This is a genomic window from Streptomyces sp. NPDC002867 (assembly GCF_053591895.1).
Window position 1 is genome coordinate 1 of record NZ_JBSFUR010000001.1, and the last position, 14,071, is coordinate 14,071.

The following is a 14,071-nucleotide window of genomic DNA, read 5'->3' on the forward strand; positions in this document are numbered from 1 at the left end:
CGGCTGTGAACAGCTCGGTGCCCCCAGCTGGGGGCACCGAGCTGTTCACAGCCGCCTCAGTTCGTCGCGCAGGCCGTCCCAGTGCTTGTCGTCGTCGACGCGCGCCGGCCTTTGCCGATTCGAGCCGCGGGTGCCCGGTCGGTACCGTGGACACGTTGCCGACCGCGGCAGTGGTAGTTGTCCCAGACTTCGTGGTCCTGGACCCGCGGTCAGGTGCCGGGGAACGCTCCCTGGGATCGGCGTCGAATGCTTCGGGTGAGGACGACGAGGCAGTCGTTGCGAACGCGGCGTCCGTCCTCATGAGGAGGGAGAAGCCAGGCCGGCCGGGCGCGGCCGCGGACAGTGTCGACCTGCCGCTCGAAGCGGCCTTTGCAGGTGGGCGGTAGACGGGCCTGTACGTCGAAGTCCGTGTCAGCCGCTGTGCGCCTTTTGGCGCCTTCGTGCTTGCGTACCCAGACGCCGGGCGGCCTGCTCGTAGACGGACACTGGCAAGACTCTTCTCGCGACCGTCGTGGACCAGACGTATGGTGGCCGGTGGAGCCCGAGCCGGTAGCGCCACGCTGCCTGCATACCGGTCCGCCTCGGAGTGGTCTCCATCGTCAGCCACTTGCGCATCGCGGCGCTCCCACCTGGGGCGCCCAGTGTGTCAGGGGTGACGAAGTGAACATGCTGCTCGCGCAGTTGCTGTTCGACCAGCTCCTGACGATGATTCTGACTCGGGATCTTCCTTACGTCGAAGTCGACGTAAACGCTTGTCAGTCGGCTGATCGCGCCACTGTCGAGCAGGTCCTCGAGCACATCGCACTCACTTCCCTCACAGTTGAGTTTCGCGAAGATCTCGTCGTCGGCCGAGGTGTTCGCCAGCAACCAGTCGGTCGCCCGTAGCAGTTCGACGGTCTCCTGCTGGGGGCACGCATCGGACTGCGTCTTGTCCGCGTAGACACTCGCTCCGAGGAGGCCACTGCCGTAGAGCGTCGTCGTTGCCTGCTTGTTGGAAAGCCCCGCAGGGACAACGGTCAGCCGCGAGTCCCGGAAGCTTCGGAGCAGGCGCTGGCAGGTGCGGGAGGGTTCGAACGAGTAGAGCGTGTCGAATCCCCACCGCGGGTCCAGGGCGATGTCCAGCGACTCCCCGTAGTGCCCGCCCACGTCGAGAAAGATTCGCACGGTGGTTTCCCTCCACGGATCTCATGCTGACTGGACGGAACCTCTGTCCATCCCAGAGGACAAGTCTTACGGCCTGCGGCCGAGAAGGTGGGTCAGACACGCCCCAGGCTCAGGAGCAGTGCCTCTGCGCATGTCGAGCGGTTCGCCTCACCGGCCACACAGGGCGCGAGAACACGGCCGGAGCCGGGAGCGGACCACGAGTTCGTCCTGCTGTCCGTCCTAGCGGTTGTCCCACCGGAAGGAGGGTCTCCTCGTGCCGAGAACGTCGTCGCGTGCCGCGGGCAGTCGCTGAGTGCTCGGTGGGATGCGAGGAGCCGGCGTCGATCGCGCAGGGGCCCGGTGCCACCAGCGTCACGAGGGCCTTGACCTGCTTCTGCCAGCCATGGCCAGGACGTCCCCGTGGACGTCGATCAGCAGCGGACACCTCCTGGCGCGTGCGACGATCCAGGCGTACGGCCCCCACTGTTCCGCTCCGTTCACCACGACGACCGGCGGCCCGCGCGGCGACGAGCGGCACCGGGGCCGGTCCACCCTCCGGCGGACCTCGGCGCGTGGCTCCACGGGCGATGGGGACATTTTCCCTGGAACTCGTCCGGCGCGGTGTGTCTCCACTTCGAGAACCAGCCCGGAGGTTACACATGGACGAGGCGTGCGGCTGAGCGCCGGGAACGCATCGAGCACGTGCGGGCCACCGGCCGCCACGTCGGTCCATCTCCTACCCGCAGGCGCGTACCGATCGTCTTTCAGGAATGGGCCGACCATCAACTACTAGTCATGCGAAGGCGGACGGTGGATGGACGTCATGACGCTCGACCGCGCGGCGGTCGCACCAAAGATGTACGGGGTTGTTGGGGCGTACCCCCGTATCTGGCACGGCAACGTGGTCGACATTGGCTGCAGAACGCGCGATCTCGAGCAGGCACTGAAACTCAAGGGACACGAGGTGCACTACATTGGGGTGGACGTGGACCCCGATGCCGAAGTGGTCGCTGATCTCGGTAAGCAGCTCCCCTTCGACGACGACTACGCGAACGTCATCACCGCGTTCGATGTGCTGGAACACACTGACGACATCCATCATGCTTTCTCGGAGCTCTGCCGAGTTGCTCGGGAGCACATCGTCATCACTCTTCCCAACTGCTACGAAGTGCGTATCCGCGTGCGGCACCTGCGGGGCAAACCCATCTCGGGGAAGTACGGGCTGCCTACTGTGGCGCCGAAGGACCGGCACCGCTGGTTCTTCTCGTTGGACGAAGCGCGGGTTTTCGTGAGAGAGGCAAGCCGTGAGCAGGGCTGGGAGGTGGCGGACGAGCGGGCGCTGGCGGGCCCCGGCAACGAACTCGTTCGCTCTGCCGTCCACCGGTGGCCCAACCTTCTCTCCCCGACGTACCTTGCGCTGCTGCGGCCGTCAGGGAGCTTGGGCGCCTGAGGCAGTCTCGAGGGGCACAGCCCTCGCCCTACGCCGCGGACTGGCACCACAGATCCGATCTGCCGACGCGTACGACAGATCGCGCATGCCCGATGGCGGCCGACCAACCGCGGAGGCGAAGCAAAACCATGCGAAACCCACTGGGGATGACTCCCCTTGTCGTCGCCGTCGCCATGGCTTGCTCGGGGCTTCTGGCGGTGGCGGCGGTCGCCGGTCCCTACCCGGCTCCCGGCGTCCTCCTGCTTGCCGGGGCAGTGCTGTTCGTCTGCCTTGCTCCCCGGGGACTCATCGTGGTGGTCACGACGATTGCTGCGGTCATCCATCAGGCGGCGTGGCCACAGCTCGGTACGTTCTTGGGAGGAACCCTCCACACGGGGGACGCTGTCTTTGTTGCCGTGTGCGTCGCCGCGCTGCTGAGGTGCTCATCGGCACCTCGGACACCGGTCCTGAAGTTCCTGGTGGTCTTTCTCCTGTTCGGAGTGGCGCGAACAGTTTTGAACAACGGCGCTGAGTCGACATTGAGTTTCGTCCGGGTGATGCAGCCGGTTGTCGCGGGGGCCGTGGTCGGTCTCGTGCTCCACCGCGACTTCGACCTGTGGCGCTTCGTGCGTTGGGGACTCCTGGCAGTTCTGGTCACGGTACCTCTCTTCGGCGATACGACGGGCCGTTGGTCCGGCCTCCCCGGCGGCCCCAACGAGGTGGCACTGGTCGCCGCGGTACTGGTGGTTCTCGGTGCGGCGGACTCGAGCAGAGCAGCGAGAGCCCTGTTTGTTCTGAGCGGGTTGGTCGGATTGTTCGGCTCACGAGGGATCGGCGCCTCGGCGGGCGCGCTGGCCGGGCTGGCCGTGCTGGCTCTCGGTCGGAGGCAGTGGAATCGGGCCGCAGGCACTCACCGGGGCGTCAACATCCTGGTCGTTCTCGTCGCGGCGGCATCCGCTGTCGTGCTCATCCCGCAGGTCCGCCCGGACCTGCACGTCACTCTTTGGGTTCACACCGTACAGGCCGAGTCCTTCTGGGGAGCTTTCGAGGCGACGAACCCGCTACTTGGCAGCGGTTGGTCACAGGTCGACCCCAGCGCACTCGTGGACGCCTACCGAAGTACGCACATCGAAGGTCTCCACAACGTCTACTTGGACATTGCTGTCTATCTGGGTGCCGTGGGAGCGAGTCTGTTCCTCGTGATTCTGTGGCACGCATGGCGCCCCCGCGACATGGCGACGCGTGCGGTTCTGGTGACAACGCTCGTGTGGTTCAACACCACCGGTGCCTACCCTTGCGCGGGCTGGGGAATTCTCGGCCTGGTCGTGGCGGCCTCAGCATGTCAGGCTTCGGCCTCCGTACAGCCGCTCGGCCACCGAGCAATGCCCGGGACGTGCGGCTCGGATCCCTGGGAGCCCACGAGGGGCCTGCCTTCCCGGGTGATTGACCGACAAGTCACCAAGTAGGGCCGCGTTCAGCGTGGGTCGGGAAGATACGCCCGTGCTCAGCGTAGTGAACACCGACGGTTCGACCGAGTCCGACTTCGTGCCCGCGCTGGAGCAGTTCCTCGGCTCGGTGGCCAACGACAGCCGGCCACCGAGCCGGCTGAGCGTTGGCTTGGCGTGTCCAGATGTGCACTTCATCTGCGACCGCAATAATGGGGCCTTCGATCGCGGAAAGTGACTCTCAACAGCAAACACGATGGCAAGCAACCGTGTGGAGGAACAACCGCGATGAGTGGCGCGTAGTCCGTCGACGCCGCACGGTGGACCGGAGCATGACTCCGTTGGCTACATGGTCGAGCTTCTCCTCGCGTCCTCTCCGGACATGAACCTCTGCCACGCTGGCCCTGGAGCGTTGCGCTACCGTCTCAGCCTCCACCGGCCCCCGTACGCCTGGGCGGTCTCAAGTTGAGAGGGCAGCCCTGCCGGGGTCCATGTACACGCAGGCCGTGCGCCGTCTCGGCACCCAGGCGCGACAGCGCTCCAAGGCACACAGAGGCTGATCCGCACCGGGAGGGACGACTGTGGCGATTCGAAGGGAGTGTCGAGAGCGATGAGGTGGCTACGGGCATGGGTGAACGTGCCTCAGAGGTTGCGCGGGGCGCGCATCGGAACCCGCTCGTACATTTCGCCACGCGCCGTGCTCCAGGAGCATGCACACATCGCCGTCGGGCAGCGAACCCTGGTCGGCCGCCATGTGGAGCTGGTCCCACAGGGCGGCTTCATCACGATTGGAAGCGATTGCACCCTGAATAACTACGTCGTCCTGTACGGCGCCGGTGGCATCACCGTGCATGACGGGTGCCGTATCGCGACCGGTGTCGTCATCGTCGCCTTCAATCACGAGTTCGGAGACCTCACACGCCCCATTCACCGCCAGCCGATCACCGCTCGGGGAATCGTCGTCGAGTCCGATGTGTGGATCGGGGCGCGCGCGATCTTGCTGGACGGGGTGACCGTCGGCCGGGGGAGTGTCATCGGGGCGGGGTCGGTCGTTACGCGCGACGTCCCGGAGTACACCGTTGTTGCGGGCAATCCGGCGCGCGTGGTGCGCCACCGAGACTCCTCGGGGGACCACGCAGCCGGCTCTACCGTCTGCTTGCGGCATCCTTGACCAGCATGCGGCGGTAGAGGCCGCCGAGTTCGTCGAGGTTGGTGGAGAAGCCGTACGTCGCGAGGACCCTTCGCCGCACTGCGGCAAGTTGCCCGGGTCCGGGCGAGGACGCCAGAGCCTCGCGCAGACCCGTTGCGAGCGAGACGCTGTCAGCCGGTACCAGCGAGACGCTGGGCCAGCCCGATGCGGCGGCCGGAATCCCACCGACGGAGGTCGCCACGACGGGGACGCCGGCGGCCGCTGCTTCCAGAAGCGTCCTCGGCAGCCCCTCGTCCCTCGACGAGATGACGAAGAGATCGGCACGTGCGAGTTCTTTCCTCACCTCATCCAGGCCGCGGGCTCCGAGGAATTCGACATGCCCCGACAGCCCCAGCCGATCGGCCTGGCGGAGGAGCTTCGCTTTCTCCGGACCGTCACCCACGATGCGCAGGCGTGTCGTCGGCACCGTCTCGACGAGCGTGGCCATTGCTGTCAGCAGCATGTCGTAGCCCTTGGACGCAACGAGCCGGCCGACAGTGAGGAGCGACGCAGTGGGCCCGGCCAGCGGAGCCCGGGTGCGCTCCAGTGGCTCCTCCCATACCGGCAGGAGCCGCGGCGGCACGAGATCGGACAGGATGCCGCGACGGGCCAGCGCGTCGGCCATCGACTGGGCGACGACTCTGCGTGCAGTGGCGCGACGGGCGAACGCGACAACGGCCCGCTCGAGCACGGCCCTGCGCCAGCGGCCGAGCGAGGCGGCCGGCAGCGCGAGATAGTCGGCGTGGATGTCCATGAGCCATGGACGCCGGACGATCAGCGATACGATCGAGGCTGACAGCCAGCCCCATGGCTCCGCTCCGTTGACGAGGACGGTCTCGCCCCTGCGCGCGGCCGCTCGGGCGAGGCGCACCCCGATCCGGACCGATCCGGCGGCCCAGAGCAGAGATCGCGGACCCGTATGGCGCGGGCGCCGCACGACGTGCATCGAGCCCCGGTCGGTCTCAAGATGTGGTCCCGCCCAGACGCACCAGGCGTGGCCGAGTCTGTCTGCCAGCGCGTTCCACGCGCGGAAGTCCGCGGAATCCTCGACGGCGGTCTGCCGGTGCCCGGAGATCGTCACGACGGTGATGCGAGACGGCGCCACGGCGGCTGCGGGTGAGTGCGGCGCGTCCATCAGTTGTCTCCTAGTCGGTAGCTGGAGAGCAGCGCGGGGAGTTCGGCCGGTGCAAGCCGGGACCAGGCATCGACTGCGGAGAGGCAGGGCACGAAGGGTCCGTCTTGAAGGTACGTCGGATGGTCGAATTCGAAGAACCGGACCTTGATGTCATGGTCGGCGAAGGCCGGCAGGTTCAGGTAGTCGCGTCCGGAAGGGCCGGCGATGTACTCGTCGGCGCCCGCCGCCTTGCACAGATCCAGGATCAGTTCGCTCTTGCTCCCCGTGGGAGCGAGCTCGCTCGCGCGGATCCGCGGCACCGTGACGCCGAACTGCGAGAGAAGCCAGTCCGCGAGGTCCAGGTTGAGATCTGCCAGCAGGGAGCCAGGTGACGCGTCGTCGATCGCCGTGAGCAGCGCTTCGAGGCGGTTCGCGCCCGGTGTACCGGACACGGCCTGGGTCAGGCGCCCGCGGTAGCGCCGTCGCCAATGGGGCGTGTCGGAGACTCGCACCTCACGGATCAGGGTGCCGAAGGGGGCGTGCACCGGGACGGTGAGCCATGTCTCCTGCCCGGCCAGCAGCACCCGGTTGCGGTTCTGGAAGTAGTTCTTCCGGTACGGGACCGAGTCGAGGACGATCCACAAGTCCGACGCCGCGACCTTGGCCAGCAGGCCCAGCCACGGCAGGTGCTCGGGCTGATGAATCGTGACCCTCACGCGAGCACTGCTTCCAGCCGCGAGACCTCGAACGCTTCGCCGTACTGTGCGCGCATCTCGTAGCCGCGGTACCGCGAGCGGGCCTCGACGCCCTCGATCCACTGCTCTCCGTACTTCTCGAGTTCTGAACGGTGGCAGCGCAGAGCCTGCAGCTTCGGCTTGATGGTGTCGTCGATGTTCATGTAGAGCTGTGGGCGGAAGCCGACGTAGCTGCGTCCGGATGGTGTGATCGGTTCGTACATGAGCACCGAGTTGTAGTACCGGCTCGCCGCGATGGTCGCGAGGGCCGTGTTCGCATGGGACCGATGGGTGTCGAACGGCCAGTGGGTGAACACCATCGTCGGACGGAAGTCGTCGACGATCTCGTTGATCGCCTCCACCACGGTCGAGTGGTTCTCCACGTCCTTCGCCGGGAACTGCAGGATATCGAGGTCCTTGACCCCGAGCGTCGCGGCGGCTTCGTACCCTTCCTCCGTCGCGACGCCGGCATCCCGGAAATGGCTGCCGTTGTAACTGGTGTACTCGGAGGTGCTCATCACGAGAAAGCGCACTTGCGCTCCGGCCAGCACCAGCCTGGCAGCGGTGCCGCCGGCTGCGAGTTCGATGTCGTCGAGGTGGGCCCCGACGAACAGGCTGCGCTCAAACATTGGATTGCTGCACAACATCAGGTCTTCCTCCTGGAGAACGTCGGCCGCCACAGCGACCGCGACAGCCACGCAGCCGGAGCGGCACCATGGAACTTGAGACAACGCAGCGTCGCGGCGAGGGCCAAGGCGACAGGTTCTGTGTCGAAATCCGCGGCTCGCTGCACGAGTTCGGATCGGGGTGTGCCGGCATCCGGCAGGCGCGCGGCGGCTACGGCCAGAGCTGCCATCCGCTCGAGATCCCCGTCGGGTGCGACGTAGCGGTCACGCAACTCGCCTGCGATGTCCGAGCAGCCGCCGACGTCGAACGAGACCCAAGGGATCCCGAGCGCCAAGGCCTCGAGTACGACTCGGGGGAAGCCCTCCTGACGTGAGGGAACGAGCACGCAGTGCGCTTGCGCCATCGCCCAGGCGGCGTCGGAGTTCGGGACTCGCCCGGCCATGAGCAGGGGCTCGGTGGTGAGTTGCGCACTCAGCGGCCCGTCTCCCAGGACCAAGAGCTCCGCCGCGGGCAGCTCCTTGCGGATCTCTGTCAGCAGGTGCGGCAGGCTGTCTGCGCCGCGGATGATGTCGAGACCATGCACATAGACGAACCGGTGAGGAGACGTGAGCCAACGCCGAACGACCTCCTGCGAAGAGAGCTCGGGCTCGACGGCCGCGAGGGCGCGCCATGCCTCCTGGTTGACGTCGTTGGCGGCGAGCAGGAGCCGGTCCTGCTCGATCCCGTACCGGTCGGCGTACTCACCGAGGAGGCGTGGCGGGCCGGTGACGACCGCGTCTACCACCCGGCGCAGCACGAAGCGATGAAGGACCCGGCCCGCGCGCGCACGAAGACCGAGGCGGCGGACGCCCGGCGGGAGGCCGGTGCCGCCCGACGACCACAATGCGACGCGCCATCCGCCCCCCAGCCGACCTGCCAGTGCCAGGAGCGCGGCCAACTTCCAGTGGATACGCACGAAGATGACGTCGACCCGTTCTCGCCGTGCCCGTGCGACAAGGCGGACGAACGCGCGTGTCCAACCGACGCTCAGCTGAAGGGCCGGCAGGTCTGCGGGGTCGCCGTACCGTACGGCGGTTGCCCGGGTCATACGCGACAGGGCGTCCACGAGGCCCGGCACATGCGCGGCGTGTCCGCTCCGCATGCCCGCCGTGGTGAAGACGTACCATATACGTAGTTCCCCGATCGGGGGCAGTGGGTCGGTCGAGAGCAGCAACTTGCCGGCTGGAGTGGTCCCACTGACATGGAAGCCCGCGCGAGTGTACAGCGCGAGGGCCGGCCCGTTCTGCGGGTCGCAGTTGATCGTGACGACACCGCACGACTGCGCGAAAAGCCGGGCGAGCATCCAGGACGCGATACCGGTGCCCCAGTGCTCGGGATGAACGGCGACGCGGTTCACATGCACACCGGTCGGCCGGCTGGAGGCAATGAGGAAGCCGACCGGCTTCCCCGCCGCCATAGCCACGAGGCTCAGTTCTGCCTTGCCGGGAAGCGCGCGCGTGAAGTTCTCGAGCTCCCACGGTTCGTCGTCGTAGTGCGCGCTGGCCAGGTGCACCCGCCGTTCCAGTTCGACGAGCGCACCGAGGGCATCGTCCGGCAAGTCTCCCAGGCGACAGAGTACTTGTTTGTGGTGACCGGCCGAGGCCGTCCCCGCCGTGCCGTGCATCGTGGGTCTCCTGATCGAGTTGTGGCTCCGCTTGCCAGACTGGCACGGCACAACGCGATGACCTGGCCCGACGAGCCGTCCGCGGAAGCCAGTGCACCCCGACGGCGTACCCATTCGGAGGGGAGTACTGCGGCGGAAAGCCGGGTGGGGCGGGAGACCCAGCAGTGCTCGGGACTTGTGGATCGGCTCTGGGGGAGCGCATGAGGGGCGTACCTTCGCGGGTGATTGATCGACACGTCACCGAGTGGGCCCGCGTTCGCAGCGTGGGACGGGAGGCAGGCCCGTGCTCGGCGTAGTGAACGGCGACCGTTCGACCGAGTCCGGCTTCCTGATCGACGAGATCGTCGGCGAGGGCAGCCGGATGCTCGCCGCCGTGTTGGAGGTCGATGGCAACCGGTACGTATCCGAGTTGGCTGCCGAGACGGACCAGGCCGGTGCTGCCTGGTGGTCCGCAACGGCCGCCACCTGCCTCGCACCGTGACCACCGCGGCAGGCCCCGTTGTGCCCGCGCTGGAGCAGTTCCTCGGCTCGGCGGCCGGGCTGTCGCCGGCCACCGTGTCCCGGCTGACGAAGCGGTGGCAGGACGACCACACCGCCTTCCAGCAGCGCGACCTCGCAGCGGCGACAACGTGCACGCGTCGGCGGAGGGTGTGCACCCCAACGTTCGGCTCGGACCGGCGCGCTTCTGCGTCCTGGTGCTGATGGGTGTGCGCCTGGACGGCACCCAGAAGCTGATCGAGTCGACCTTCTCCACCTTCAAGCTCCGCACCAAGGTCCCCCGCGGCACCGGCAGCCCGGCCGCAGCCCTCGCGAGGGTGTTCAAGCTCGTCGAGTCCGCCCAGGCCCGCTGGCGCGCGGTCACTGGATCCCCACTTCGTCGCCCTGGTCCGCGCGGGCGCCAAGTTCGAGAACGGCGTCCTGGTCGAGCGTGCAGAAGCCGCGACTGCCTGATCATGTGTCACCCGAACCCCGTCTCTAGGCAATTGCCATCGGCCGCACGAGCGGACCGCCTTACGGCGAGGTGATTCCCGCTTGCTCCGGAAGCGGCTCTGCCGTGGAAACCGCATGAGGCAGCGACCGGACGAGCGCCCGCAACACGAGGAACCAGCACGCCGTGCTCAACGCCAGCAGGCACAGCGAACCCGTGGCGTAAGCCAGTGCCATGCGTTCCGGGCCCGCCCAGAGCTGGGTCACGGCGACCAGCACGGCCAGCTGGCAGACACCCTCGGCCGTCAGGAACGCCAGCCGGACGCCGGGGAACCCCAGGGCCGTCGGCAGCACCTTGCCCCAGATCACCGTGCCGCGCAGCGCGGCCCCGGCCAGAAGTACCACCGCCGCCGTCGACAGCATCGTGTACTCGGCGCCGTACACCAGGCCCAGGAGCAGTCCGGTGAGGGGAGCCGCGACCGCCACCGCCAGCGCCCCGACTGCTCCGGTCAGCGCACTGGAGCGGAGGGCGTCCTTCATCACCGCCGTACGGCATCCATGGGCTCCGGCCAGCGCCAGGCGCGGATAGAGCTGCGCTGCCACAGGGCTGACGAAAGTGATGAAGAGACGGGCCATCGACGTGGCCACCTTCAGATACGTCACCAGTGTGGGGCCCCCGAACACCCCGGCGAGCACGGAAACGCCACTCTCCGAAGCAGCGGAGACCGATCCGGTCGCCGATGTCTTCACCAGGAACGGCATGAGGCCCGGTGGCAGGGGGACGGGCTCGACGGCAGGCGGACCGCATGCTTCGCGCACCTGCCGGACAGCGCCGGTGGTGAGCACGACCGTGGAGACCAGACCGGTCACCACGGTCGCCGTCAGGTAGCCCACCGGGCCGGCCATCAGCAGCCCGGTCAGCGTGACCAGACACCCGAACACGGCGAGCGCGAGCCGGACAGTGCCCAGCCGGAACAACTTGCCGGTGAGCGCGTAGCCGACCGAGGCGCTTCCCGCGGGTGTCGCGACACCGGCTCCGAGCACGGCGGGAACGAGCAGCCAGAGCAACTCGGACGAGAGCCATCCGGTGGCAGCGGCGGCGAAGGCCACCAGCACGCCCCCGATCGTCGCCAGCAGCCCGGAGGCGAAGTCCAGCCGGACGAGCCGGTGGTACAGCTGAGTACCGCGGCCCGCACCGCGCAATTGCTCTGCCGGCACAAAGCGCTGCTGCGCGTCCTCCAGGCGCGGGTCCCACACGACGAACCAGACCGTTGCCAGGGACTGCACGAAAAGCACCTGTCCCGCCTCGGCGCCGCCCACCTGCCGCACCAGCGCGGCGGTGGTCGCCAACGAGAGTGCCGCCTCCACCTGGCCGGCGACGGTGAGCGAGCCGAAGGTTCGCAGGTGGCGTTTCCAAGCGCGGCTCCTGCCGACCGGCCGCGACGGGTTCACGGGCTCACGGCGAGCGTGCGACCAACGGTGAGCAGGCCGGCGGCGACGAGCCCTACGGCCACCACAGTTCGCGATTCACTGCATGTGCCTCGTCCCACCTTCAGCACTCCGAACGCTCCTCAATGCCTCTGCCGGGTCATTGACGCATGCCCTCAGGGCTCTCATCCCGACTGCTTGTGTGTGTCTGTCCTTCACCACTCTGATGCAGCAACACCACGCCGGTGCGGTGCCTTCACATCGGAGCGCCCGGCAGGTGGGCTCTTACGCCATCCGGTGGTTTCGGGCAGGCGGACCGCTCGGGCACCTCACGAGGGTTATGTATGCATCTGTCGGCCCGAAAAGGTTGCGATGCGCAAGGGACGACCGAACTGACCTGAGGAGCGTGAAGAGATGACGGCCCCGTCGAGATGGCGTTCCGCCTCGCTCACTTTTTGCGAGGCGTCGTCGGACCTGCCCCGGCCGCTCCGGTGAGGACTCTTCGTCCGCGCTTCTGGGTGGAGCGAAAGGGCTGGATCCGCTTCGGCCGGCCGGCCGAAGCGGATCCAGCAGAGCCGTCGCTCCGGAGGCGGATCGCCTACGTCGTCGGGGTGGCCGCGTTGGTGTGTCTGGCCGGGGTCGGATGGATCGTGGTCACCGGCCTGATCGCCCGTTCCGAACTCCTCGCCGCGCAGCGCTCCCTGGAGGCGCTGCGGCAATCGGTCTCCGGGGCTGCGCCGAGCGCCGCACAGGCGACCGGTGCGCATGCGTCGGCGGATCCGAAGGCGGCGATGCGATCCGCGGCAGGGCATGCCGCCCGCGCTCATCGCCTCACTTCGGGTCCCGCCTGGTACGTCGCCGCGCAGGTACCTGTCCTCGGTCGGCCCCTCACCACGGTGCGCGGTGTGACGCATGCCGCCCACCGTTTGACGCACGATGTACTCCCGCCGGTGGTCAGTATGGCGACGGGAGGCAAGGACGCTCGCGACGGCGGCCTACAGGGCATGCTGTCCCGACTGGACGAGAAGGCCCCGGACTTCGAGCGGGCGGCACAGGTGGCCGCCGACACGAGAAACGACACTCATGAACTGCCCTCCCGCACATGGGTGGGGGCGGCTGACCAGGCACGGGCCCAGTTGGTGCGCCAACTGGACCGGATCGCCCCGGCAATGACCGACGCCGCCTTGGCGGCACGTGTGGTGCCGCCCATGCTGGGCGCGGACGGTCCGCGGCGCTATCTCGTGGTCTTCCAGAACACCGCGGAGGCGCGCGGCACGGGCGGGCTGCCGGGAGCGTTCGCCGTGCTCACGGTCGAGCAGGGGCAACCGCGCTTCGAGACCTTCGGCACCGACACGATGCTGGCCGAGGCCGACCCCTCGATCGATCTGGGTGCCGAGTACACGGCCCAGTACGCGCGTATGGACCCCGTCGGCACGTGGGCCAACTCCAACATCAGCCCGCATTTTCCCCATGCCGCCCGCATCTGGGCTGCAGCCTGGTACGACCACAGCGGAGAACGGGTGGACGGCGCGATCGCCCTCGACCCCAGCGGACTCGCGAGGCTGCTGCGGGCGACCGGCCCCGCCCGGATGCCCGACGGTACGGTGCTCACTGCCGACAACGCCCTGGACCTCGCGGAGCGGGACGGCTACGCACGTTATCCGGACAGCGTTCAACGCAAGTCGTTCCTCCTGAATGTGGCGCGCACGGCCGCCACATCGCTCTTGGAGGCTCTTGGCGACCCGCAGCGGCTTCCCGCACTGCTCAGGGGCACGTACGACATCATGACCGAGGAACGCCTCAAGGTGTGGAGTGCCCGGCCCGACGAGCAACGGTTGCTGATGACCAGCCCCTTGAGCGGTGCGCTTCCGGCGACGCCGGGCCCCTTCGCCGGCGTGGTGGTCAACAACGCAGCAGGTGGAAAGCTCGACTACTACCTGGACCGCGAGCTGCGCTGGATCCCCGGCCGCTGCACCCGGGAAGGGCGGCTGGTCACCGCGCAGATCACGCTCACCAACCGTGCCCCCGTCACGGGGCTTCCCGCGTACGTCACCCAGCGCGGCGACAAACCGCCCTACCCGACGCAACCCGGTGACAACAGGCTGCTGGTCTCCTACTACGCCAGCAAGGGCGCACTACTGACCGCTCTGACCGTCGACGGCCGTCCCGCGATGCTGCACAGCGGTGTCGAGCGGGGGCACCCGGTCTACACCGCCGACCTGGAACTGCCGGCGCAGAGCAGCCGCACCCTGACGTTCCGGCTCGTGGAGCCGGTCAGCCACCGCCCGCCGGTGCTCCTGCGCCAGCCGCTGGTCACGCCGTTGCGGACCCATGTGGAGCCCCACCCGGACTGCGGTGCCTGAGCGGCCCCC

11 protein-coding genes and 1 pseudogene are annotated in these 14,071 nt (G+C 68.1%); 6 read left to right on the plus strand and 6 right to left on the minus strand.

The features are described 5' to 3' along the window. Positions 1-411: 411 nt before the first annotated feature. Entirely contained in the window at positions 412-1,164 is a 753-nt protein-coding gene (locus ACWD0A_RS00005; RefSeq protein WP_451293008.1) for a hypothetical protein, read from the minus strand. Between the two features lie 793 nt (positions 1,165-1,957). Here ACWD0A_RS00005 and ACWD0A_RS00010 point away from each other — a divergent pair. The 4 genes from ACWD0A_RS00010 to ACWD0A_RS00025 all read left to right on the plus strand — a co-directional run bounded on the left by ACWD0A_RS00010 (position 1,958) and on the right by ACWD0A_RS00025 (position 5,188). Next, entirely contained in the window at positions 1,958-2,593 is a 636-nt protein-coding gene (locus tag ACWD0A_RS00010; protein ID WP_451293010.1) for a class I SAM-dependent methyltransferase, read from the plus strand. Between the two features lie 146 nt (positions 2,594-2,739). Beyond that, positions 2,740-4,038, plus strand: a complete 1,299-nt coding sequence (locus tag ACWD0A_RS00015) for a hypothetical protein (protein WP_451293012.1) — start codon at positions 2,740-2,742, stop codon at positions 4,036-4,038. 34 nt (positions 4,039-4,072) lie between these two features. Continuing rightward, positions 4,073-4,255: a hypothetical protein gene (locus ACWD0A_RS00020; protein ID WP_451293014.1), complete on the plus strand. Its 183-nt coding sequence runs from the start codon at positions 4,073-4,075 to the stop codon at positions 4,253-4,255. A gap of 459 nt (positions 4,256-4,714) precedes the next feature. Beyond that, positions 4,715-5,188, plus strand: a complete 474-nt coding sequence (locus ACWD0A_RS00025) for an acyltransferase (RefSeq protein WP_451293016.1) — start codon at positions 4,715-4,717, stop codon at positions 5,186-5,188. On the opposite strand, the gene ACWD0A_RS00030 is transcribed toward ACWD0A_RS00025, so the two are convergent. Genes ACWD0A_RS00030 through ACWD0A_RS00045 form a run of 4 tightly spaced genes read right to left on the minus strand, consistent with a single transcriptional unit; the run spans position 5,163 to position 9,344 of the window. Beyond that, a complete protein-coding gene (locus ACWD0A_RS00030; RefSeq protein ID WP_451293018.1) occupies positions 5,163-6,341 on the minus strand; it encodes a glycosyltransferase in 1,179 nt (392 codons plus the stop codon). The genes ACWD0A_RS00025 and ACWD0A_RS00030 overlap by 26 nt on opposite strands. Continuing rightward, entirely contained in the window at positions 6,341-7,036 is a 696-nt protein-coding gene (locus ACWD0A_RS00035; RefSeq protein ID WP_451293020.1) for a WbqC family protein, read from the minus strand. The genes ACWD0A_RS00030 and ACWD0A_RS00035 overlap by 1 nt, the downstream gene beginning before the upstream one ends. After that, positions 7,033-7,752 carry a PIG-L deacetylase family protein gene (locus ACWD0A_RS00040; RefSeq protein ID WP_451293022.1) on the minus strand — a complete coding sequence of 240 codons (720 nt, stop codon included), beginning with the start codon at positions 7,750-7,752 and terminating at the stop codon, positions 7,033-7,035. The genes ACWD0A_RS00035 and ACWD0A_RS00040 overlap by 4 nt, the downstream gene beginning before the upstream one ends. Beyond that, positions 7,701-9,344 carry a GNAT family N-acetyltransferase gene (locus ACWD0A_RS00045; RefSeq protein ID WP_451293024.1) on the minus strand — a complete coding sequence of 548 codons (1,644 nt, stop codon included), beginning with the start codon at positions 9,342-9,344 and terminating at the stop codon, positions 7,701-7,703. Before ACWD0A_RS00045 ends, ACWD0A_RS00040 begins: the two co-directional genes overlap by 52 nt. A 283-nt stretch (positions 9,345-9,627) precedes the next feature. On the opposite strand from ACWD0A_RS00045, the pseudogene ACWD0A_RS00050 reads away from it, so the two are divergent. After that, positions 9,628-10,295, plus strand: a pseudogene (locus tag ACWD0A_RS00050) (hypothetical protein). Between the two features lie 60 nt (positions 10,296-10,355). On the opposite strand, the gene ACWD0A_RS00055 reads toward ACWD0A_RS00050, so the two are convergent. Next, a complete protein-coding gene (locus ACWD0A_RS00055; RefSeq protein ID WP_451293026.1) occupies positions 10,356-11,621 on the minus strand; it encodes a hypothetical protein in 1,266 nt (421 codons plus the stop codon). A 689-nt stretch (positions 11,622-12,310) separates the two neighbouring features. On the opposite strand from ACWD0A_RS00055, the gene ACWD0A_RS00060 reads away from it, so the two are divergent. Then, a complete protein-coding gene (locus tag ACWD0A_RS00060) occupies positions 12,311-14,062 on the plus strand; it encodes a DUF4012 domain-containing protein (RefSeq protein WP_451293028.1) in 1,752 nt (583 codons plus the stop codon). The last annotated feature ends 9 nt before the right edge of the window (positions 14,063-14,071 follow it).